The organism is Mesorhizobium sp. BR1-1-2, assembly GCF_020165435.1.
GTDB lineage: Bacteria > Pseudomonadota > Alphaproteobacteria > Rhizobiales > Rhizobiaceae > Mesorhizobium.
Genome location: NZ_JAIUID010000002.1, coordinates 141,339 through 163,272 on the forward strand (window position 1 = coordinate 141,339; position 21,934 = coordinate 163,272).

Consider the following 21,934-nt stretch of genomic DNA (forward strand, 5'->3'; position numbering starts at 1 on the left):
GCTTCAAGCGCAATCATGGAAAGGTCCGCATCAAACCGCGCCAATATGGCTGCGGGCGGCACCGCCATGGCGCGCAGGCACCGTCCGGCGGACATTCAGACATCCGGCACCCACATTCATCCAGACACACAGCAGCGGCCTTTGCGCCGCAAGCTGCGGCTGACGGCTGCCGGGGGGAAACGAAATAATGCCCAACAAAATGCTGATAGACGCCTCCCACCCGGAGGAAACACGCGTTGTCGTCGTACGCGGTAATCGTATCGAAGAATTCGACTTTGAATCACAGGACAAGAAGCAGCTCAAAGGAAACATCTATCTCGCCCGCGTAACGCGCGTCGAACCCTCCCTTCAGGCAGCTTTTGTCGAATACGGCGGCAACCGTCACGGTTTCCTCGCCTTCAGTGAAATACACCCCGACTACTACCAGATCCCCGTCGCCGACCGTCAGGCGCTGCTGCGCGCTGAAGCGCAGGAAGCCGAGGACGAGGACGATGAGGACGGCGAAGGCGACGACCGCCAGAGCCGCGATCGCGGCCGGCGCGGGCGCCGGCGCGGCGGCAAGGGCCGCGACCGCGCAGAACACAAGCGCGATGCGAGCGGGGCCGATGCCGACGAGGCAACCGAAACGGCCGGCGAGGCAGGCGGCGCCGACAATGGCAACGACGCCGTCTCGGAGAACACTTCCCACGGTTCGGAAACCATCGAACATGCGGCCGATATCTCGGAACGGGCCGCGGATGTATCCAATCCTGGCGAAGCCTCCCCCGAGCTGAGCGAGGAATCTTCTGGACAGAACGAAGGCGAGACCCGCGAGGGCGGTCCGACGTCGATCGCCGCCTCCGTCGACGCCGAAGTGATTTCCGAACCTGTCCCGCAGACGGAACAGGGCAGTGAATCCAGTGACGATGATCGCGGCATGCTGGAAGAGGTTCAGTCTTCGCATCCGGACGATCACGAGGTCGAATCGGTCGGCGCCGAGGATGCCCTGGAGGAAGCGCGCAACCGCCGTAAGCCGATGCGCCGCCAGTACAAGATCCAGGAAGTGATCAAACGCCGCCAGATCCTGCTGGTGCAGGTCGTCAAGGAAGAGCGCGGCAACAAGGGCGCAGCGCTCACCACCTATCTGTCGCTTGCCGGCCGCTATTCCGTGCTGATGCCGAACACGGCGCGCGGCGGCGGAATTTCGCGCAAGATCACCAGTGCTGTCGACCGCAAGCGCCTCAAGGAAGTGGTCGCCGATCTCGAAGTGCCGCAAGGCATGGGCGTCATCCTGCGCACCGCAGGCGAGAGCCGCACCAAGGCAGAGATCAAGCGCGATTATGAATATCTGATGCGGCTTTGGGAGAACGTGCGCAATCTCACGCTCCAGTCCACCGCCCCTGCCCTCGTCTACGAGGAAGGCAGCCTGATCAAGCGTTCGGTGCGCGACCTCTATAACAAGGACATCGATGAGATCCTCGTCTCCGGCGAAGAGGGCTACCGCGAGGCCAAGGACTTCATGCGCATGCTGATGCCGAGCCACGCCAAGGTGGTTCAGCCGTTCCGCGATACGACCCCGATCTTCGTGCGCAACGGCATAGAGGCGCAGCTTGACCGCATGCTGCAGCCGCAAGTGACGCTGAAGAGCGGCGGCTACATCATCATCAACCAGACCGAGGCGCTGGTCGCCATCGACGTCAATTCGGGCCGCTCGACCAAGGAGCACTCGATCGAGGACACCGCGCTCCACACCAATCTGGAAGCAGCGGAGGAAGTCGCCCGCCAGCTCAGGCTGCGCGACCTTGCCGGCCTGATCGTCATCGACTTCATCGACATGGAGGAGAACCGCAACAACCGCGCCGTCGAGAAGCGGTTGAAGGATCACCTCAAGAACGACCGCGCGCGCATCCAGGTCGGCCGCATCTCGCATTTTGGCCTGATGGAGATGTCGCGCCAGCGCATCCGCGCCAGCGTGCTGGAATCGACCATGAAGCCTTGCCCGCATTGCGGCGGCACCGGCCATGTGCGCTCCGATTCGTCTGTCGCACTGATGGTGGTCAGGGCGATCGAGGAGTTCCTGCTCAAGGATTCGCGCAGCCACATCACGGTTCGCACGCCCGCGGCGACCGCGCTCTATGTGCTCAACCACAAGCGCGGCACGCTGGTGGAACTGGAAAGCCGCTTCGGCCTGACCATCACACTTGAGGCCGACGACACGGTCGGTTCGCAGCATTATGCGATCTTCCGCGGCGCGCTGGCCGAAAAGCCGGAAGGCTTCGTCGAAGCGCGCACCCTGCCGGCCTATGTCGAACCGGAAGAGCCGGAGGATGAGACCATCGCCGAGGAGGAAGACGAGGCACCGGCCCAGGCCGAGCAGCCGCGTCAGCCGCAGCAAGGTCAGCACCAGCAGAGGCCCGGCGAAGAGGGCGAAGGCCGCGACCGCAAGCGCCGCAAGCGTCGCAGACGCCGCGGCGGCAAGGATCGCGATCGCGAACATGGCCACACCGACGGTGCTTCCGTGTCCGTGCAGGCCGACGATCTGTCCACGTCGGAAAGCCCGGTGAGCCGTGACGAGGCGCAAGCCGGCGACGAGGCGCCGGTCCCCGCAGCCGGAACGGCCGAAACGGCGGAAGCATCCGACGAGGGCCAGGGCAAGAAGCGTCGCCGCGGCAAACGCGGCGGCAAGCGCAACCGGCGCGAGGATGGCGAAGGCGAGGCCGAGGCGAGCGCCGATGAAACGACCGAGCCTTCCGGGGTCGATGCTTCCGAAAGCGAGCCTGCGATCGAGCCGGCAGCAATCGCCGCGGTCGAAGAGCCCGTGGCTCCGGTGAGCGACGAGGCGGCGACCGCCGAGAAGCCCAAGAAGCCGCGGCGTGCAGCCAAGCCGAAGAAGGCAGCCGTCGAGGCCGTCGCCGAGGAGCCGACTGCTGAACTGGCCGTTCCGGCACCCGCCGAGACGCCAGCCACGGCATCGGACGAGGCAGCGGCAGCGACCGCCGAAGACACACCGAAGGCCCGTCCGTCGCGACGCAAGCCGGCGGCCATCGATGCTCCGGTCGTGCCGGTGGTTTCCTCGACCGTCGCCGAAGAGCCGGAAACCAAGACCGAAGAGAAGCCGAAGCGCGCCGGCTGGTGGCAGCGGAAAGGCTTCTTCTAGGATTTCAGCCCTTTGAACTGATTTTCTGAATAAAAGAATCCCGCGCGGTCGAAAGACGGCGCGGGATTTTTCATATCTGCCGGAACGTTACGGCGCGAAGATCGACCAGTTCATCATCCTGGCGAGCTTTTCCAGGGCGATCGAGCCCAACTTGGAATTGCCGTTGGCGTTGAGGCCGGGCGACCAGACGGCGAGCGAGGCGACGCCGGGCACGATGCCCAATATGCCGCCGCCGACGCCGCTCTTGCCCGGAATGCCGACGCGGAAGGCAAAATCACCGGAGCCGTCATAGTGGCCGCAGGTCAGCATCATGGCGCCGATGCGGCGTGCCCGCTCGGCCGACACCACGGAATGTCCGGTCGCCGGATTCTTGCCGCCATTGGCGAGGAACCGGCCGGCCATCGCAAGCTGCCGGCAGCTCATGGCGATGGCGCAATGGTGGAAATAGACGCCGAGCGCCAGCTCCGGCGCATGATGAAGATTGCCGAAGGATTTCATGTAATTGGCGAGCGCGAAGTTGCGGTAGCCGGTGGCGCGCTCCGAGGCCGCGACCTCGCGGTCGATGATGATGGTCTCGTCGTCGGCGAGGAACTGGATGAAGCGCAGGATCTCGCCGATCGCCTCGCGCGGCTGATGGCCGGCAAGCAGGATGTCGGAAATGACGATGGCGCCGGCATTGATGAATGGATTGCGCGGAATGCCGTTCTCATGCTCGAGCTGCACGATCGAGTTGAACGGGTTGCCCGAGGGTTCGCGCCCGACCCTTTTCCACAGCGCATCGCCGACATTGCCCAGTGCCAGCGTCAAGGTGAACACTTTCGAGATGCTCTGGATCGAAAAGGGCTGGTCGGCGTCGCCCGCCATAAGCACACGGCCGTCATTGGTGACGGCTGCGATGCCGAATTTCTTGGGATCGACCTTGCCGAGTTGCGGAATATAGGTGGCGACCTCGCCGCGATCGGTGCGTTCGGCCATTTCGGCCGCGACTTCGGCCAGGGCCTGCTCGAGTTCCGGCATGGATCTATCTCAGCCAGCGTTCGATGCGCGCCAATGCCTCGACCATGTCGTCATGGCTGCCGGCATAGGAGAACCGCATGGTGCGGTGCCCGGCCTGGGTGTCGAAATCCCGGCCGGGCGTGGCCGCGACATGCGCCTCGGCCAACATCTTGCGGGCGAAGGCCATGCTGTCATTGCTGTGCCGGGTGACGTCGCAAAAGGCATAGAAGGCACCGTCCATCGGTGCGGCAAGCGGAAAGCCGAGCTCCGGCAGACGCCTCATCAGGAGCTCGCGGTTCCAGGCATAGCGACCCTTGATCGCCTCCAGCTCCTCGGTAGCGGCAAAGGCCTCGATTGCGGCGACCTGCGACAGTTCCGGCGGCGAGATGTAGAGACTCTGCGCAATGCGCTCGATGGGCCGCACCAGCGCTTCAGGCAGCACCATCCAGCCGATGCGCCAGCCGGTCATGCAATAATATTTCGAGAAGGAGTTGATCGCTGTGACACCGGTGCCAAAGGCGAGTGCGGTGGTGTCGGGCGCCGCATAGGCCAGCCGATGGTAGATCTCGTCGGAGATGACGGCAATGCCAAGCGCCTCCGCCGTCCGGACCAGGTCCGCGAGATCATCGGCCGGGATGACCGCGCCGGTCGGGTTGGCCGGACTTGCGAACAGCACGCCCTTCAGCGGCTTTTCGCGATGCGCGGTCTCCAGGTGAGCGGCATGAAGATAGGCCGCATCGCCGAGCTCGATCTCGATCACTTCGATGCCGAGCGCCGCCATGATATTGCGATAGGCGGGGTAGCCCGGCGCTGCGATGGCGACGCGGTCACCAGGATCGAACATTGCCAGGAAAGCGAGATTGAAGGCGGCCGAGGATCCCGTGGTGACCGCGATCTGGTCGGGCGCGACATCAAGCCCGTAGTGATCCCCATAGTGTTCGGCGATCGCCTTGCGCAATCCAGCCAGGCCCAGCGCATCGGTATAGCCAATGCGCCCGTCCTGCAAAGCTCTGGCCGCCGCGGCACGAACGCGGGCCGGAGCCGGATCGGACGGCTGGCCGACGGCCATGGAAATGACCGGCGCGCCCGTCGCTCTCAGCCGGTTCGCCTCGGCCAGCACATCCATGGCGTGGAAGGGTTCGACATTGCCACGGCGTGAGAGCGAAACGACCATTTTGACCTCGATCCGACGATTGAGCGCGCCACATCCTGGTGCATGCGCCGCACAAATGCCCGATTGGTGTGAGGATCACAAGTTGAGGAAGTTTTTCCGGTGCCGACTTTTCATCTTTCGCCCGCTCGTCTACCAGTGGACACGTCATGTTGAGCCGACCCAAATCGATGGTTGCCCGGGCAGCGCGCGTCGTTGCGACGCTTTCGCTTGGCGTCGCCGTCGCGGTGTCTGGTTCCATCAGCGCCTTCGCCCAGAACGTGCCGGTGGTGCGCGATGCCGAGATCGAGGCGCTGGTGCGCGACTACGCCCGCCCGATCTTCAAGGCCGCCGGTCTGGCGAATGACGGCATCGACATCGTCCTGGTCAACGACCAGAGCTTCAATGCCTTCGTCACCGGACGCCGGCTGTTCATCAACACGGGCGCCTTGATGGAAGCCGAAACGCCCAACGAGATCATCGGCGTCATCGCCCACGAGGCCGGCCACATCGCCGGCGGCCACCAGCAGAAACTGCGTGACCAGCTCGAGCGCGCCAAGACGATGGCCATCATCGCAACCTTGCTGGGCGCCGGGGCCATGGTCGCCGGAGCGACCACCAACAGCCGCGGACTTGCCGGCGCCGGCGTGGGCGTGGCGGCTGGCGGCGGCGAGATGGCGCAGCGCAGCATTCTCGCCTATCAGCGCACAGAGGAGATGACGGCCGACCGCTCGGCGATCACCTATCTCAACGCCACCGGCCAGTCCGGCATGGGCATGCTGAAGACGTTTCAGCGTTTCCAGACGGCCTTGTCGCTGTCGGGCGCGCAGGTCGATCCCTACCGGATCAGCCATCCGATGCCGCGCGACCGAATCTCCAACCTCGAAGTGCTGGTCAAGCAGAGCCCCTATCTCGACAAGGTCGATGCGCCGGCTCTGCAATTGCGCCACGACATGATGCGGGTGAAGATCGCTGTCTACATGGAAGGCCAGGCCGCCGCGTCGCGGCTGATGCGAAAGATGCAGGGCAGCCTTGCCGCGCAGTATGGCGAGGCCCAATCGGCTTATCTTTTCGGCAACATCGCCACCGCACTCGCCAAGACCAACGCCTTGATCAAGGCCCAGCCCGGCAACGCCTATTTCCAGGAATTGCGCGGCGATATATTGATGAAGGCGAACAAGCCCAAGGAAGCTGCCGATGCCTACGCCAAGGCAGTCAGCCTCGACAAGGCGCGATCCGGATTGCTGCCGGTTTCGCTCGGTCAGGCGTTGATGGCGACGGGCACTCCCGACGCCTTGAAAAAGGCCGTGGTGCAGATCAACAACGGCCTGCGACGCGACAAGGAAAATTCCGTGGGATACCGCTATCTGGCGCAGGCCTATGGCGAATTGGGAGACATACCGGGCGCCGAACTCGCCACGGCCGAGGGTCATTTCTATTCCGGTAACTACAAGGATGCGAAGATCTTCGCCATGCGAGCGCAGCAGCAACTCAAACGCGGCGAGCCGCGATGGATTCGCGCCCAGGACATCATAAACTACAAGCCGTCGGGCAAGGTATAATGAACCTTCCGGCCGTGCGCTGCGACGCAGCCAGACCGGAAAACAGGCAAAGGAACGGAACGATGAAAAAGGCACTGTTGCTGGGCACCACGGGAGTTGCGATAGCCCTTGCCATGCTGGCGTTCGGTTTCGTGGCCGGCAGCCCGCAAATCGCGGAAGCGGGTGCGGCGCAACCGCTTCAGACGGCAGCGGCCGATACCAAGATCGACCGCACCGAGGTCGAAGGCATCATCCGCGATTATCTCCTGAAGAATCCGGAACTGCTGCTGGAAGTCCAGGATGCGCTCGAGGCCAAGCAGAAGGAAGAGCAGCGCATCGCCCATCTCGGCGTCATCAAGGGCGCCAAGGAGCAGATCTTCAACTCCTCCTTCGACGGCGTGGTCGGAAACCCGAACGGCAAGGTCACGATCGTCGAGTTCTACGACTACAATTGCGGCTTCTGCAAACGCGCCATCGAAGACATGCAGGCGCTGACCAAGGCCGATCCGGACCTGCGTTTCGTGCTCAAGGAGTTCCCGATCCTCGGGCCGGATTCGCAGAAAGCCAGCGTCGTCTCGATGGCCTTCCACCTGATGATGCCGCAGAAGTACGGCGAGTTCCACAATGCGCTGCTCGGCGGCCAGGGACGCGCCACCGAGGCGGCGGCGATCAAGGTCGCGCTTTCGCTCGGCGCCGACGAAGCGACGCTGCGTGAAAAGATGAAGGACCCGTCCATCACCGAAGCCTTCTCCAAGACCTACGATCTCGCCAACAAGCTGGCGATCACCGGAACACCGTCCTATGTCGTCGGCAACGAGGTGGTGTTCGGGGCGCTCGGACAGGAAGTCCTGGCGGAGAAGATCGAGGCGGCGAAAGCCGCGCTTTGATCGGCCGCGGGTTTTCTTCACGGGCGCATTTCCGCCTGTTGTGGACAGTGAAAGAACGCACTTGCGCTCTTTCCGCGGGCGTCTATGCCCATTATAGAGGGCCCAGCGCCGGTTTGACGCCGGTGCCGGAAAAGGTCGGCATTTTTTGAAAACGGTTTTCGTCCTGAACGGTCCCAATCTCAACGCGCTCGGCAAGCGCGAGCCTGGCATCTATGGCGGCAAGACGCTTGCCGCCATCGCGGACGACTGCAGAGAGGCGGGCACGGCGCTCGGGCTCGAAATCGATTTCCGCCAGTCGAACCACGAGGGCGACCTCGTCGACTGGATCCAGGAAGCCGGCGACAAGGCCGCCGGCATCGTCATCAATCCCGGCGCCTATAGCCACACCTCGATCGCGATCCACGACGCCATCCGTTCCGTGGCGCCGCTGCCGGTCGCCGAGGTTCATCTTTCCAATATCCATGCGCGGGAATCATTCCGCCACGTCTCCATGGTCGCGCCGGTCGCTGTCGGCATGATCTGTGGCTTTGGGCCGCTCGGCTACACGCTGGCGCTGCAGGCGCTGGCCGCACGCCTATGACCGGCCAACAAACAGAAGGCTCGAAAATGTCGATAAAGAAGACCGGTGTTGACCAGCAGCTGATCCGCGACCTGGCGGGCATACTGAACGACACCAATCTCACCGAGATCGAAGTCGAGCTGGGTGACCTGAAGGTGCGCGTATCGCGGCAGGCACCGGCGGTTCACGCGATAGCCGCGCCGCAGCCGGCCTTTGCGCCGGCGCCGGCGGCCCAACCTGCCACCGCAGCCGTTCCGGCCACGGCCGACGTGTCGAAAAACGCCGTTGCCTCCCCCATGGTCGGCACCGCCTACCTGGCACCCTCGCCGGATGCTAAGCCGTTCATCGAGATCGGCCAGAACGTCAAGGAAGGGCAGACGCTGCTGATCATCGAAGCGATGAAGACGATGAACCAGATCCCCTCGCCGCGCGCCGGCACGGTGACGGCGATCCTGTTCGAGGACGCACAGCCGGTCGAATACGGCATGCCGCTCGTCGTGATCGAGTAGAGCGGCCCTAATGTTCCAGAAGATTCTCATCGCCAATCGAGGCGAAATCGCGCTTCGGGTGCTGCGTGCCTGCAAGGAGCTCGGCATCCAGACGGTGGTGGTGCACTCGACCGCCGACGCTGACGCCATGCATGTTCGGCTCGCCGACGAGAGCGTATGCATCGGGCCACCGCCATCGCGCGACAGCTACCTCAATATCCACCAGATCGTCGCCGCCTGCGAGATCACCGGCGCCGACGCCGTGCATCCCGGCTACGGTTTCCTGTCGGAGAACGCCAAGTTTTCCGACATATTGGCCGCGCATAACATTACCTTTATCGGTCCGACCGGCGACCATATCCGCATCATGGGCGACAAGATCGAAGCCAAGCGCACCGCCAAGCGCCTCGGGATTCCGGTGGTTCCCGGCTCCGACGGTGCGGTGACCGAGGAAAAGGAGGCCAAGCGCATCGCCGCAGAGATCGGCTATCCCGTGATCATCAAGGCATCGGCCGGCGGCGGCGGCCGCGGCATGAAAGTGGCGCATACCGAGGCCGACCTCGAAGTCGCCTTGCAGACGGCCCGCTCGGAAGCGGGCGCGGCCTTCGGCGATGACGCCGTCTATATTGAAAAGTACCTGCAAAAGCCGCGCCATATCGAGGTGCAAGTGTTCGGCGACGGCTTTGGCCGGGGCGTGCATTTCGGCGAGCGCGACTGCTCCTTGCAGCGCCGCCACCAGAAAGTCTGGGAAGAGGCCAACTCACCCGCCCTCAACGCCGAGGAACGCTCGCGCATCGGCGATATCTGCGCCAAGGCCATCGCCGATCTCGGCTATTCCGGCGCAGGCACGATCGAGTTCCTCTACGAGAATGGCGAGTTCTATTTCATAGAGATGAACACGCGCCTGCAGGTCGAGCATCCCGTGACGGAGGCTATCACCGGCATCGATCTGGTGCATGAGCAGATCCGTGTCGCCTCGGGCGGCGGTCTTTCGGTCAAGCAGGAAGACATCCGCTTCCAGGGCCATGCCATCGAGTGCCGCATCAATGCAGAGGATCCGCGCACCTTCACGCCCTCGCCCGGCACGATCACCCATTTCCACACGCCAGGCGGTCTTGGCATCCGCGTCGATTCCGGCGTCTATTCCGGGTACAAGATCCCGCCCTATTACGACAGCCTGATCGGCAAGCTGATCGTGCACGGGCGCAACCGCGTCGAATGCATGATGCGGCTGCGCCGGGCGCTGGACGAATTCGTCGTCGACGGAATCAAGACGACGTTGCCGCTGTTTCGCGACCTCGTCGGCAACGCCGACATCGCCAATGGCGACTATGACATCCACTGGCTGGAAAAATATCTGGCCAAAGGCGAATAGCCCCCGACTTGCCGCTATAATGAAGCGATGACTCGCCCCTACGCGCCAGGCTATCGTATCCCGACCGACCTTCTGCTCAAGGCCTACGCCTCGGGCGTCTTCCCGATGGCCGAAAGTGCCGCCGACCCGGAAGTGTTCTGGGTGCGGCCGGAGACGCGCGGCATCATCCCGCTCGACCGCTTCCACACGCCGAAAAGTCTGAAGAAGGCGCTTCGGCGAGAGCTCTTCGACATCCGTTTCGACTTCGATTTCGAGGCGACGATCGATGGTTGCGCCGAAAGGCGCGAGGAGCGCCGTTCCACCTGGATCAACGCGCCGATCCGCGAGGCCTATGTGCAGTTGCATCGCATCGGCCATTGCCATTCGGTCGAGGCCTGGCGCGAGGAACGGCTGGTCGGCGGCCTCTACGGCGTATCGCTGGGGCGGGTGTTCTTCGGCGAAAGCATGTTTTCCCGGGAAACGGACGCTTCGAAGATCTGCCTGGTGCATCTCGTCGAACGCCTGCAGGCGCGTGGTTTCGCGCTGCTCGACACGCAGTTCACCACCGAACACCTCAAGCGCTTCGGCGCAATCGACGTGCCGCGCGGCAAATACGAGAAGATGCTGGCCGACGCGCTGAAGGGAGAAGCGGTGTTTTTCCCCTGATGGTCCAGCCCGTCAGCAGACCTTCGTTTCCAGCGGAGCCTGCGAATGGAACATCATCTTCCAGCCGTTGACGCGATGGACATAGCCGGTGCTGACCAGCGCCGCGTAGGCTTCGCCATTGCCCCTCACGGCATGCGCTTCATAGGCCAGGATGACGATGTCGCTGCCTGGTTCCACGACGCCCTTGAGATCGATCTCGAGATCACGCCATCGCTTGGGATCGGCGGCGGTTTCGGCGAGATCGGCATTGCTCATGGTCTGGGCCATCCGCGGAAATGCCACAAGGCACTCGGTGTCGGCATTGGCCGCGAAAAATGCCGAATCTCCTGTCCAGAAGCCCTTTTCGAGCTCAAGCAGTTCCTTGATGCTGGCGGTGATCCGCTTTCTGGCAGACATCGGAAAATCCTCCCGGCGCGCATCGTATGGCCGTCAGGGCCCAACGCGTTGCCGTCAAGGCGGTTCCGAAGGATCAGTTGGTGCTGGTCGTAGGCGGTTCCGTGGCTTCCGGTTCGGCCGCAGCCGGAGCGGCCGTGGCATTCGGCTGGGCCGTATCGGGCTTGGCCGCATCGGTCTTGGCCGCATCGGGCGCTGGCACATCCGACTTCTGCTTGCAGGCCTTCAGCCAGACGTCATAGACGGCATGCTCGACGGCATTGAGACCAGGGCTTTCGGCAAACATCCAGCCGGTGAAGATGCGGCGGATCTTGCGGTCGAGCGTGATCTCGTCGACTTCGACAAAGGAATCGGTCTTCGGCTCCTCGTTCTGCGGCCGGGAGTAGCAGACGCGCGGCGTCACCTGCAAAGCACCGAACTGCACCGTCTCGTCGATATAGACATCGAAGGTGATGATGCGGCCGGTGATCTTGTCGATGCCGGCGAATTCGGCGACCGGGTTGGTGATTCGATCCGACCCCGGCGCGGGTGCGGCCGGCTCTGGCGAAGCGGCAAGTGCCACGGTGCTAACGGTGAGCCCGGCGGCTACCATCAGTGCGCCCATCGATGTCAGGCTGGAAATGCTCATGCAGGGATACCGGTGGTTAGCGCCCGGGTGATTCTCTCTATCACAAAGGCTAGTCGCCGTTTTTTGATCAGCAAGCAGCTAAACACCAATTGTGGCGATAAAGGACCGACGCCCGCTTACGATCCGGGCGTCCAGGCGTCGTAGTCGCCGGTGACCTGCGGACGGTGCTGGTTGGTCAGCACCGAGCCCTTCGGACGATAGGCCGAGGGCGAGCCGGTCAGGTTCGGTTGATGCGGCTTCTGCCAGTCGCGCGGCTTGTAATCGTCGCTCGGCGGCGCGACGTCGACGCGGTGATGGATCCAGCCGTGCCAGCCGGGCGGGATAGAAGAAGCCTCGGAATAATCGCGATAGATGACCCAGCGGCGCGTGCGTCCCTCGGAATCGACACCGCCTTCGTAGTAGACGTTGCCCACCTCGTCCTGCCCGACCTTCCTGCCGTAGCGCCAGGTGTGCAGGCGAGTGCCAAGCGTCTGGCCGTTCCACCAGGTGAAAAACTGCGTAAGGAAAGTCTTCATCTTCAAAACCCTCGCGCCCGTGGCGCCCGTTTCCTGCTTATGGCGTCAGCCCTTCGGGAAGGCAAGGGTCTTGCCGCCTGGCGGGCGCAAATGGCGAGCCGGTAAGGCGACACAAGCCTGTGATGCATTGGCCCGCGCCGTATGGTGCTTGCCAAGCACCCTCAGCCTTTCTAAAGCTCTGCGCGCGCCCGCCCCGTGTGGGTATCCGGCCGACGGTTGGCCGAAGGAGGTGACGATTGGCCACGGAATCGCCGACCACCGACATTCGCATCGGCGCCGACGCCATTCGCCGCCGCAAGCATGGCGTGCCGATCGTCTGTCTCACCGCCTATACCTACCCCATCGCCCGGCTGCTCGATGAGCATATCGACCTGCTCCTGGTCGGAGACAGCGTTGCCATGGTCCTGCATGGCCACAAAACGACGCTGGGCGCCTCGCTGGAGATGATGATCGCGCATGGGCAAGCGGTGATGCGCGGCTCCGCCAAGGCTTGCGTTGTCGTCGACATGCCGGCCGGCAGCTATGAGGATTCGGCGACCCAAGCGGTTGCCTCGGCGCGGCGTATCGTTGGCGAAACCGGCTGCCAGGCAGTGAAACTCGAGGGCGGCGTCGGTATGGCCCGGCAGATCGCCGCGGTCGTCGATGCGGGCATCGCGGTCATGGGCCATATCGGCCTGTTACCGCAATCCGTCGAGAAGGACGGCGGCTACAGGATCAAGGGCCGGACCGACGAGAATGCGGCAGCGCTGTTTGCCGATGCGCGCGCCGTCGAAGAAGCGGGCGCCTTTTCGGTGGTCATCGAGGGCACGGTGGAGGCGGTCGCGGCCGAAATCACCCGCCGCATCGCCATCCCGACCATCGGCATCGGCGCGAGCGGCGTTTGCGACGGCCAGATCCTGGTCATAGACGACATGGTCGGGCTCACCGTCGACCGCGTGCCGAAATTCGTCAAGAAGTACGCCGATTTGCGCAGCGTGGTCTCGCATGCGGCCGCACGTTACGCCAGCGAGGTACGAGACCGGACATTCCCCGGCCCCGAAAATGTCTTTTCGGCCACCTTGGGCAAGGACAACAGATGAGCCGGCCCCTCGTCGTCGACACGGTCGCCGGCCTTCGCGCGCGGATCCGCGACTGGCGGCGCGACGGCCTTCGCGTCGCCATGGTGCCGACAATGGGCGCCTTGCACGAAGGGCACCTGTCGCTGGTCAGGATCGCGCTTGAAAGAGCCGAGCGCTGCGTCGTCTCGATCTTCGTCAACCCGACGCAGTTCGCGCCGAGCGAGGATCTCGACAAATATCCACGTCAGCTCGCCCGCGATCTCGACCAGCTGGCTTTGGCCGGAGCCGATCTTGCCTACACGCCCGGCGTTGGTGAGATGTATCCTGCCGGCTTTGCCACCAAAATCTCGGTCGGCGGTCCCTCCGCCGGCCTCGAATCGGATTTTCGACCGACTTTTTTCGACGGCGTCGCCACCGTCGTGGCGAAGCTGTTCCTGCAGACGTCGCCCGACGTCGCGGTCTTTGGCGAAAAGGATTATCAACAGTTGTGCGTCGTCAGGCAGCTCTGCCGCGACCTCGACCTGCCCGTCGAAATCATCGGCGCGCCGACGATCCGAGACGCGCACGGCCTCGCCATGTCATCGCGTAACGCCTATCTCGGCGAGGCCGAACTCCAGATCGCCCGCCGGCTCAACGTGGTCCTGCGCAAGGCAGCCGCAGCGCTTGCGGCCGGCGCCGACCAGAACGGCGCGACAGGCGAAGCCAGCCGCGCCCTGCTTTCGGCCGGTTTCCAGAAGGTCGATTATGTCGAAGTTCGCGAGAGCCGGACGCTGGGCCCGTGGCGCCGCGGACAGGAGGGCCGCCTGCTCGCCGCCGCCTGGCTCGGCAAGACCAGGTTGATCGACAATGTGGATGTTTCCGCCAGTTAGGCCGCGGCTCGATCGCTGAATTCGACCCGCCGGATTGCGCACCCCGAAAAGGTCCGCCGCTATGCGGCAAGCGGCCTTTCATAAACGAGCGCCGGGATAGCGGATTGGGCCGAACCGCAATTGTCGGTGCGGCCGGTCCGGACGAAGCCGTTCGCCTGGTAGAAGGCAATTGCGCGCGTGTTCTTCTCTTCCACTTCCAGCCGGATGGCGCGGGCCTCCGGGAAACTTTCGATGATCTCGTCGAGAAGCATGCCGCCGATGCCTCGGCCCTGCAGGCCGGGCTGCACGTAAAGCTGCTTCAGCATGATCAAGCCGCCGCCATCGACCGCCTCGGCAAATGCCATGCCGCCAATGCGCCGGCCATCGTCGGCGACGAGGAACTCGCTGTTCGGCTTTGCCAGCCGCGCCGTGAGCGAGGCGATCGAATGCCACTCATCGGTGATCTCGGTCACCCGTTCGGCGCCGTAGATGGCGTCGTAGGTCGCATGCCAGGTGTCGACCAGCAGCGCCCGGATGGCGGCGAGGTCGCGATCCCCGGCGGTGCGCACGAACATAGTCTACTCGATGCCCAGCTTGGCCTTGACCAGGTCATTGACGGCCTGCGGGTTGGCCTTGCCGCCGGTCGCCTTCATCACCTGGCCGACGAACCAGCCGGCCATGGTCGGCTTGGCGCGCGCCTGCTCGACCTTGTCCGGGTTGGCCGCGATCACCTCGTCCACCACCTTTTCGATAGCGCCGGTGTCGGTAACCTGTTTCATGCCGCGGCTCTCAACCAGTTGGCGCGGGTCGCCGCCCTCGTTCCAGACGATCTCGAACAGGTCCTTGGCAATCTTGCCGGAGATGGTGCCATCCTTGATCAGATCGATGATGGCGCCGAGCTGGTCTGGCGAAACCGGAGCGTTTTCAATGTCCTTGCCAGCTTTATTCAATTGTCCGAGCAGGTCGTTGATGACCCAATTGGCGGCGAGCTTGCCGTCGCGGCCAGCGGCCACCTTCTCGAAATAGTCGGCGATCGGCTTTTCCGACACCAGGATCGAGGCATCGTAAGTCGACAGGCCGAGCGAGGAGATCAACCGCGCCTTCTTGTCATCAGGCAGTTCCGGCAACTCCTTGGCCAGCGCTTCGACATAGGCCTGGTCGAACTCCAGCGGCAACAAGTCGGGATCTGGAAAATAGCGGTAGTCGTGCGCCTCTTCCTTGGTGCGCATCGACCGGGTCTCGCCCTTGACGGCGTCGAACAGCCGCGTTTCCTGGTCGATCGTGCCGCCATCCTCGATGATGGCGATCTGCCGGCGCGCCTCGAAATCGATCGCCTGGCCGATGAAGCGGATCGAATTGACGTTCTTGATCTCGCAGCGCGTACCGAATTCGCCGCCCGGACGGCGCACCGAAACGTTGACGTCGGCTCGCATGGAGCCTTCGTCCATATTGCCGTCGCAGGTGCCGAGATAACGCACGATGGTGCGCAGCTTGGTGACATAGGCCTTGGCTTCGTCGGCCGAACGCATGTCCGGTTTCGACACGATTTCCATCAGCGCCACCCCGGAGCGGTTGAGATCGACATAGGACATGGTCGGATGCTGGTCGTGCATCGACTTGCCGGCGTCCTGCTCCAGATGCAGGCGCTCGATGCCGACCTCGATGTCCTCGAACTCGCCCTGGCGATCGGGACCGACGGAGACGATCACCGTGCCCTCGCCGACGATCGGCTGCTTGAACTGCGAGATCTGGTAGCCCTGCGGCAGGTCCGGGTAGAAGTAGTTCTTCCGGTCGAAGACAGACTTGTGGTTGATCTGCGCCTTCAGCCCGAGGCCGGTACGGATCGCCTGCTTGACGCATTCCTCGTTGATGACGGGCAACATGCCGGGCATTGCCGCATCGACCAGGCTGACATTCGCATTGGGGGCGGCACCGAACGACGTCGAAGCGCCGGAAAACAGTTTTGCTTCCGATGTCACCTGCGCATGGACCTCGAGCCCGATGATGACTTCCCAGTCGCCGGTGGCGCCGGGGATCAGGCGTTTCGCGTCGGGCGTGCGGGTGTCGATGATGCTCATGGTAGCCTGCGAATTACGGGACCGAACTCACGTTCGGACGTGAGTTTCACGTTAAAAATGAAAGTCATTCGCTAGTGCAAACCGCCTCGCGAGACAAGCGTAAAGCCGCCCGCTGGCCTTTTCCGCCGCTTTCGCCTATAGGCCATCCATCCCAATGGAGAGTGGATGTCCACTTACGCTCAGTCCCGGTAAGGCCCTGACCTCGTAACGAGGCAGGGCAGAAAACCTGAAACCCCGTGCCGCGAAGCTTCGCGGCGGCGGCTTTTGTTGTTTTCCCGGAACTCTCTCCATGGATATTTCGCGTATTGAACAACGCGTTCTACACCTGCTCGCGCAGGGCGGACGCATCGAAATCGAAAAGAGCGAGAAGAAACGGATCGCCTCCGTCAAATGCCTGACCCGCGACGGCTGGCACTACCCCGGCGTCGACCTCGACCTGTTTCGGAAGCTGAAACGCAAGAAGGCGGTTTCGTCGTCGGACGGCGGCCCCTACCGCATCACGCGGCGCGGGCTCCAACTCGTCCGCTCCGAACTCGACAACAGGTAGCTATCGCCCCGCCGGCCGTTTGCGCGGCCGGCGGTTGCTTACCGCTCAGGCGGTCGCGATATAGGCGCGGATTTCCTCAGCCTCGCGCTCGACGTCCTCGATACGACGCTTGACCACGTCACCGATCGACACGATGCCGTCGAGCATGCCGTCCTTTTCCACCGGAAGATGGCGGAAGCGGCCCCGGGTCATGATCTCCATCACCTCGTTGACGGTGTGGTTCTCGTTGCAGATCTTCACTTTCGGCGTCATTGCGGAACGAACGGCTATGTCGAGCGCGGCTGCGCCTTCCCTGGCGACGACGCGCACGATGTCGCGCTCGGACAGGATGCCGACGATCTTGCGGTCTCCATTGGTGATGACCAACGCTCCGATCCTGTGTTCGGCAAGGATGCGGATGGCTTCGCTCAGTTTTTCGTTCGGCCCGAGCGTCAACACGTCGTGGCCTTTTTGCTCAAGAATGGCCTTAACCGTCATGGCGTCCTCCTCTACTTTGCCAACCGGTTCCTGCCCTGACCGGCTTTCACGTAAGAGTGAACATCGTGCGCCGCGATCGGTTGCATTTCAAGTGCGGTGGTCGGTCGTCTCCCAGTCGAGCGGCTGCCAATTTCTGTCGAACCAGCGCAAGCCGAAGAAGCCGGCGACAAAGCCGCCAATATGAGCCTCCCAGGCGATCTGGCTGTCGACGCCGGGGGCGAAGCCGACAAGGCCGGTGACAAGGTTGATCACCATCCAAACGGCAAGGAAGATCATCACGCCACGTGAACGCAGCACCATTGCTATCGGCAGTACGGGGCCGGCGAATGCGGCTTTGCCCGCCGAACGATCCGTACGGAAGCCAAAGCGTGCCGCCGCTCCCATCATGCCCGATATCGCACCGGAAGCACCGACCAGCGGCGCTTCGCCATATGGATGCATGGCCCAGAAAAGCGCCACTGAAGCCAGTCCCGTCGCGGCGAAGAACAACGCGAACCAGAAGGCTCCGAGCCGATTGGCCAGCGGCGAGCCAAAGGCAGCGAGCCAGACCATGTTGATGGCGATATGGGCAAATCCACCATGCATGAAGGCATAGGTGAAGGGCCGCGTGAACAGGAACCAGTCGAAGCCGTATTGGCCGGTGTAGAGGACAGGGATGAAGGCTCCGTCGTAAAGCAGTGTCATTTGCTGAGCATCACTCAGCACGTATTGCTGCAACAGGTAGATGGCCACGCAAATGGCGATCACCGCCAGCACGATCGGCGGCAGGTTGAAGACCGGCTCGCGACGCGGCTCGGGCTCGCGATCCGCCTGTTCCATTTCCGGTGGGCTTACAGGTTCACTCATGCGCACTAGCACTCGGTCCAGGATTCGTTGTTGCGAGCATCTAGACCACTGCCCGCCGGACCACAAAGGGCGAATCGCCGAGCGCGAATCAAAAGTGCCGAATCAAAAGAAAGCCGTCCAAGGTTTCCCTTGAACGGCTGTCGAGTCCCCCTGTTCCCCCGAACTCTTGACTGAAGTGCTGCCGATCGTCGCGAAACGACCGCTTCTGGAGTGGTTTTTGTGTGCCACGCGGCTCGCCTGGGTGCAACGTAAACCACTTGTTAACCTTAACGGCCCCGACCCGTGAACAAGTGTTAACGACGCTGGCACGCTTCCTGCTCCGCAACGCATGTAGGTCATCGGAGGGCGCCCTTCTGTTCACCGATGGGACATCAGACGACAGAATGCGCGGAGCTGCTTAGCATGAAACAGAACGGATCGATCACGCTGTTCCAGTATTGGAACCGCTTGCGTGATGGACGCCCTGCTCCGAAGCGCTCGGAAGTAGAGCCGGCCGACATCAAGTCGCTGCTGGCCGACACGTTCATCCTGGAAAGGGACACGCGTGGGCAAGCTGTGTTCCGGCTGGCCGGCACAAGGCTCTGCGCCTCCTACGGCCGCGAACTCAAGGGGTTCTCCTTCCCTTCGCTGTGGCGCGAGAAGGACCAGCGGCTGGTTTCGAAGCTGATCCATGGCGTGTTCGACCAGAAATCCGTCGTGCTGATCATGTTCGAGGGCTTCAGCCGCAACGGCCGTTCCAACAAGTTCGAACTGCTTGCCTTGCCGCTGGACGGCGGCGTCGAAAACCCGCGTTGCCTCGGCGTGATCAGCGCTGTGGAGAAGCCGTTCTGGCTGGGCGCCGACCCGATCACGGATGCGTTGATCGATTCGATCCGTGTCATAGATCCGGAAAAAGAGCTGCTGGCGAGCCGCCCGGCGATCGATGTTCCCTCGCTTGTTCCCGCCGAACTGGAGGCGCCCGAAACCATCTCCGCGCTCGGCCGCGCGCGCCGCATTCGCCACCTCGTCGTCTTCGATGGCGGGCGCGAGGAATAGTTGACGATCCTACAGCCCCGCCGGCCCGTTTTTCCCCTTTGTTAACCCGCTTTGCTGTAGTTCTGGGATGAAGTCCCTGGCATCGGAGCGCGGGGATGCCAAACGGGGTGTAGGCAGTCATGAGGTCAGCGGCGGTCGACTATGCGCCGTCCCAAGCTGAGAGACGTAACTTTCAGCGCGTCCGGGTCAAGATATACGGGCGCTTCATGCTGGAAGACCGCACCGAACATCCTTGCCAGGTCGTCGATATGTCGCCGGGTAACGTCGCGCTTCGCACGGACCGCATCGGCATGCCCGGCGAAAAGGTCATCGCCTATATCGACCATATCGGCCGCATAGAAGGCGTCGTCACCCGCACCTTGCAGGATGGTTTCGCAATGACGGTGATTGCGTCGGACCGCAAGAAGGACAAGCTCGCCGCGCAATTGACGTGGCTCGCCAACAAGCACGAGCTCGATCTGCCGGAAGACCGCCGCCACGAGCGCGTCGCCCCCCGCAACCCGACCAGCATCCTGCAGCTCACCGACGGGCGTCAGTACCAGTGCCGCATCATCGACCTGTCGCTCTCCGGCGCGGCGATCGAGATCGACGTCAAGCCGGCGATCGGCGTCCAGGTCATGCTCGGCACCATGCGCGGACAGATCGTGCGTCATTTCGAGGATGGCGTCGCCATCGAATTCGCCGTCATCCAGCGGCCTGAGACGCTCGATTCGGAATTCAACACGCCGCGCGCCTGAAGGCGCAACAGCGTCCAAATCAAAACTGGCCTTCGCGGCCGGTTTTTGTATTTCACGACAGCGCAATTCGAGGCACTTCAGTCCCCGAAACGTTAAACGATTGACCGTTCAAAAGTTTCAAATTTGATACTTATTCTAGGGGCGTTTTACTCAATATCTACTGCGCGCTTTTGCGTCGAATAAATCCACCTGTGGCAATGTCTCCTTCGAACGGGGAGACAAGAACAATGAAGAAAACGAGGGGCAAGCTGTTGCTGATGGCAATGGCGATGCAGCTTTCCGCTTGGGGATCAGCATATGCCGCGGGACCGGCCTATATGCACACCGGCGGCCGCACCACACAGCCTGTCGGCCACTATGAATTCTGCCGGCGCATACCGGGCGAGTGCAGCGAGCGGACACCCAAGGGGGCGCCGGTCGAATTGACCCGCAAGCTGTGGGCGACGATCGTCAGCATCAACAATTCGGTCAACACCCGCATCAAGCCGCGCACCGACATGGAAAACAACGGCGTCGAGGAATATTGGGCCTATCCCGACAATGGCTATGGCGATTGCGAGGACTACGCGCTGGAAAAGCGCCGCGAGCTGATGGACGCCGGCGTTTCGGCCGGCAACCTGTTGATGACGGTCGCGCGCCAGCCGAACGGTGACGGCCATGCGGTGCTGACCGTGCGCACCAGCCTCGGCGAGTTCATCCTCGACAATCTGGAAACCAAGGTCCTGTCCTGGACGGACACCGACTACACCTACCTCAAGCGACAGTCGGATACCAACTCCGGCGTATGGGTGACGATCAACGACGGCCGCGCCGACGCGGTCGCCAGCGTCCGCTGAAGGCGTCGATCCATGGCGACCAACGCGCAGCTTTGGGGGACCGGCACGCGTGAACCAGAGACCAGGCGCTACGCATCAACGCGATGCGCCTAAGGAGAAACCCGGTCGAGTCCCCACCCTCCCCGTCCCAACGACCGGGTCTAAGGAGCCGGCCCCGTCCCCGGGCCGGCTCCGCCATTTCTGGCGGAAGCCTAGACCTTCTTCAACCCCGCCTTGAACCGCTTGCCGTTGGCGACATAGTGCGCGGCCGAAGCTCGCAGCCTCGCGATCGCCGCCTCGTCGAGCACCCTGATCGCCTTGGCCGGCGAGCCGACGATCAGCGAATTGTCAGGGAATTCCTTGCCTTCGGTGACCAGCGCGCCGGCGCCGACCAGCGAGTTTTTGCCGATCCTGGCGCCGTTGAGCACGATTGCGCCCATGCCTATCAGGCTGTTGTCGCCAATGGTGCAGCCATGCAGCATGGCCCGGTGTCCAATCGTGCAGCCTTCGCCAATGGTCAGCGGGAAGCCTGGATCGGTGTGCATGACCGTGTGCTCCTGCACGTTGGTGTCGGCGCCGATCACGACAGGTTCATTGTCGCCGCGAATGACGACGCCGAACCAGAAGCCGGCATTGCGGCCGATGCTGATGTCGCCGATCAGGGTCGCATCGGACGCGATCCAGTTTGAATCCGCATCCGCGAAGCTTGGTTCTGTGCCATCGATCGCATAAAGCGGCATTTCCGGTCTCCGATTCGTTTCAAGCCTGGAAGTCGAAAGACCCTAGGTTGGCAGCCCCCCAACACGCAATGGCGACGAGGACGATGCCGAGCGCCAGCATCCAGGCCACCGCCGTGCAGCCGCAGGAGACCAGCGCCACAGACGAAATGCGCCCCTCGCGGCGGGCGTCCAAGGCATCGTTGAGCAGCATGAACGGTCCGGCGCACGCCGTGGCGGCGAGCGAACGCAGTACGTGCGCGGAGGACACATAAGGCTCGGTGAACGCGACCTTGCGCCCGGCAACCAACTCCATTGCCGATCCGGCCAGCCCACAAGCCGTCAACCCGACAAGAAAAGCGAGCGCAGTTAGCTCAACCGGACCCATCTTTACCTTCCGTTTACCATGAAATCGCACAGTCGCTGGAAGGACTGCAAGAGCCGTGCCGTGCGATGCGTGCCGT

24 protein-coding genes are annotated in these 21,934 nt (G+C 63.0%); 13 read left to right on the top strand and 11 right to left on the bottom strand.

What is annotated here, in order from left to right; all coding sequences use genetic code 11:
• Nucleotides 1-187: 187 nt before the first annotated feature.
• On the top strand, nt 188-3,136 hold the full coding sequence (locus tag LB551_RS03960) for a ribonuclease E/G (RefSeq protein WP_224658268.1): 2,949 nt from the start codon (nt 188-190) through the stop codon (nt 3,134-3,136).
• Nucleotides 3,137-3,223: 87 nt separating this feature from the next.
• Here the strand turns inward: LB551_RS03960 and LB551_RS03965 are convergent, their stop codons facing one another.
• Nucleotides 3,224-4,153 carry a glutaminase gene (locus LB551_RS03965; RefSeq protein WP_224658269.1) on the bottom strand — a complete coding sequence of 310 codons (930 nt, stop codon included), beginning with the start codon at nt 4,151-4,153 and terminating at the stop codon, nt 3,224-3,226.
• Nucleotides 4,154-4,157: 4 nt separating this feature from the next.
• The gene (locus LB551_RS03970) at nt 4,158-5,306 is read right to left on the bottom strand and encodes a pyridoxal phosphate-dependent aminotransferase (RefSeq protein ID WP_224658270.1); all 1,149 of its coding nucleotides are present in this window, start codon (nt 5,304-5,306) and stop codon (nt 4,158-4,160) included.
• Nucleotides 5,307-5,452: 146 nt separating this feature from the next.
• Here LB551_RS03970 and LB551_RS03975 point away from each other — a divergent pair, with 146 nt between their 5' ends.
• The 6 genes from LB551_RS03975 to aat all read left to right on the top strand — a co-directional run bounded on the left by LB551_RS03975 (nt 5,453) and on the right by aat (nt 10,777).
• The gene (locus LB551_RS03975; RefSeq protein ID WP_140522130.1) at nt 5,453-6,844 is read left to right on the top strand and encodes a M48 family metalloprotease; all 1,392 of its coding nucleotides are present in this window, start codon (nt 5,453-5,455) and stop codon (nt 6,842-6,844) included.
• A gap of 62 nt (nt 6,845-6,906) precedes the next feature.
• Nucleotides 6,907-7,710 carry a DsbA family protein gene (locus LB551_RS03980; RefSeq protein ID WP_224658271.1) on the top strand — a complete coding sequence of 268 codons (804 nt, stop codon included), beginning with the start codon at nt 6,907-6,909 and terminating at the stop codon, nt 7,708-7,710.
• 145 nt (nt 7,711-7,855) lie between these two features.
• Entirely contained in the window at nt 7,856-8,290 is a 435-nt protein-coding gene (gene aroQ / locus LB551_RS03985; protein WP_140548744.1) for a type II 3-dehydroquinate dehydratase, read from the top strand.
• A 26-nt stretch (nt 8,291-8,316) separates the two neighbouring features.
• On the top strand, nt 8,317-8,778 hold the full coding sequence (accB, locus tag LB551_RS03990) for an acetyl-CoA carboxylase biotin carboxyl carrier protein (RefSeq protein ID WP_224658272.1): 462 nt from the start codon (nt 8,317-8,319) through the stop codon (nt 8,776-8,778).
• A 10-nt stretch (nt 8,779-8,788) separates the two neighbouring features.
• Nucleotides 8,789-10,132 carry an acetyl-CoA carboxylase biotin carboxylase subunit gene (gene accC / locus LB551_RS03995; protein WP_140548748.1) on the top strand — a complete coding sequence of 448 codons (1,344 nt, stop codon included), beginning with the start codon at nt 8,789-8,791 and terminating at the stop codon, nt 10,130-10,132.
• Nucleotides 10,133-10,159: 27 nt separating this feature from the next.
• Entirely contained in the window at nt 10,160-10,777 is a 618-nt protein-coding gene (gene aat / locus LB551_RS04000; protein WP_224658273.1) for a leucyl/phenylalanyl-tRNA--protein transferase, read from the top strand.
• A gap of 12 nt (nt 10,778-10,789) precedes the next feature.
• On the opposite strand, the gene LB551_RS04005 is transcribed toward aat, so the two are convergent.
• The 3 genes from LB551_RS04005 to LB551_RS04015 form a co-directional block, all read right to left on the bottom strand.
• Nucleotides 10,790-11,173: a hypothetical protein gene (locus LB551_RS04005; RefSeq protein ID WP_224658274.1), complete on the bottom strand. Its 384-nt coding sequence runs from the start codon at nt 11,171-11,173 to the stop codon at nt 10,790-10,792.
• A gap of 73 nt (nt 11,174-11,246) precedes the next feature.
• Entirely contained in the window at nt 11,247-11,798 is a 552-nt protein-coding gene (locus tag LB551_RS04010) for a DUF2155 domain-containing protein (protein ID WP_224658275.1), read from the bottom strand.
• A gap of 116 nt (nt 11,799-11,914) precedes the next feature.
• Nucleotides 11,915-12,313 carry an NADH:ubiquinone oxidoreductase subunit NDUFA12 gene (locus LB551_RS04015; RefSeq protein WP_140548754.1) on the bottom strand — a complete coding sequence of 133 codons (399 nt, stop codon included), beginning with the start codon at nt 12,311-12,313 and terminating at the stop codon, nt 11,915-11,917.
• Nucleotides 12,314-12,549: 236 nt separating this feature from the next.
• Between LB551_RS04015 and panB the strand changes: the two genes are divergently transcribed.
• Both panB and panC read left to right on the top strand, forming a co-directional pair.
• Entirely contained in the window at nt 12,550-13,392 is an 843-nt protein-coding gene (gene panB, locus LB551_RS04020) for a 3-methyl-2-oxobutanoate hydroxymethyltransferase (protein WP_224658277.1), read from the top strand.
• Nucleotides 13,389-14,240: a pantoate--beta-alanine ligase gene (panC, locus tag LB551_RS04025; protein ID WP_224658279.1), complete on the top strand. Its 852-nt coding sequence runs from the start codon at nt 13,389-13,391 to the stop codon at nt 14,238-14,240. Before panB ends, panC begins: the two co-directional genes overlap by 4 nt.
• Nucleotides 14,241-14,299: 59 nt before the next feature.
• Here the strand turns inward: panC and LB551_RS04030 are convergent, their stop codons facing one another.
• Both LB551_RS04030 and gatB read right to left on the bottom strand, forming a co-directional pair.
• A complete protein-coding gene (locus LB551_RS04030; RefSeq protein WP_224658281.1) occupies nt 14,300-14,794 on the bottom strand; it encodes a GNAT family N-acetyltransferase in 495 nt (164 codons plus the stop codon).
• Between the two features lie 3 nt (nt 14,795-14,797).
• Nucleotides 14,798-16,297 (bottom strand): Asp-tRNA(Asn)/Glu-tRNA(Gln) amidotransferase subunit GatB, encoded by a 1,500-nt coding sequence (gene gatB / locus LB551_RS04035; protein ID WP_224658283.1) that lies wholly within the window; start codon nt 16,295-16,297, stop codon nt 14,798-14,800.
• A 289-nt stretch (nt 16,298-16,586) separates the two neighbouring features.
• Between gatB and LB551_RS04040 the strand changes: the two genes are divergently transcribed.
• Nucleotides 16,587-16,844 (top strand): YjhX family toxin, encoded by a 258-nt coding sequence (locus LB551_RS04040; RefSeq protein WP_140493680.1) that lies wholly within the window; start codon nt 16,587-16,589, stop codon nt 16,842-16,844.
• A gap of 45 nt (nt 16,845-16,889) precedes the next feature.
• Here the strand turns inward: LB551_RS04040 and LB551_RS04045 are convergent, their stop codons facing one another.
• Nucleotides 16,890-17,321 carry a CBS domain-containing protein gene (locus LB551_RS04045; RefSeq protein WP_140493682.1) on the bottom strand — a complete coding sequence of 144 codons (432 nt, stop codon included), beginning with the start codon at nt 17,319-17,321 and terminating at the stop codon, nt 16,890-16,892.
• Between the two features lie 87 nt (nt 17,322-17,408).
• Nucleotides 17,409-18,167 carry a rhomboid family intramembrane serine protease gene (locus tag LB551_RS04050; RefSeq protein ID WP_224658284.1) on the bottom strand — a complete coding sequence of 253 codons (759 nt, stop codon included), beginning with the start codon at nt 18,165-18,167 and terminating at the stop codon, nt 17,409-17,411.
• 402 nt (nt 18,168-18,569) lie between these two features.
• Between LB551_RS04050 and LB551_RS04055 the strand changes: the two genes are divergently transcribed.
• From LB551_RS04055 to LB551_RS04065, 3 genes are all read left to right on the top strand, one after another.
• Nucleotides 18,570-19,202, top strand: coding sequence for a PAS domain-containing protein (locus tag LB551_RS04055; RefSeq protein ID WP_224658289.1), 633 nt, complete (start codon nt 18,570-18,572; stop codon nt 19,200-19,202).
• Nucleotides 19,203-19,321: 119 nt separating this feature from the next.
• The gene (locus LB551_RS04060; RefSeq protein ID WP_140548770.1) at nt 19,322-19,939 is read left to right on the top strand and encodes a PilZ domain-containing protein; all 618 of its coding nucleotides are present in this window, start codon (nt 19,322-19,324) and stop codon (nt 19,937-19,939) included.
• 227 nt (nt 19,940-20,166) lie between these two features.
• Nucleotides 20,167-20,775, top strand: coding sequence for a transglutaminase-like cysteine peptidase (locus LB551_RS04065; RefSeq protein WP_224658292.1), 609 nt, complete (start codon nt 20,167-20,169; stop codon nt 20,773-20,775).
• A gap of 191 nt (nt 20,776-20,966) precedes the next feature.
• Here the strand turns inward: LB551_RS04065 and LB551_RS04070 are convergent, their stop codons facing one another.
• Nucleotides 20,967-21,494: a gamma carbonic anhydrase family protein gene (locus LB551_RS04070; RefSeq protein ID WP_140548774.1), complete on the bottom strand. Its 528-nt coding sequence runs from the start codon at nt 21,492-21,494 to the stop codon at nt 20,967-20,969.
• 19 nt (nt 21,495-21,513) lie between these two features.
• Nucleotides 21,514-21,858, bottom strand: a complete 345-nt coding sequence (locus LB551_RS04075; RefSeq protein WP_224658293.1) for a DUF6949 family protein — start codon at nt 21,856-21,858, stop codon at nt 21,514-21,516.
• Nucleotides 21,859-21,934 lie beyond the last annotated feature (76 nt).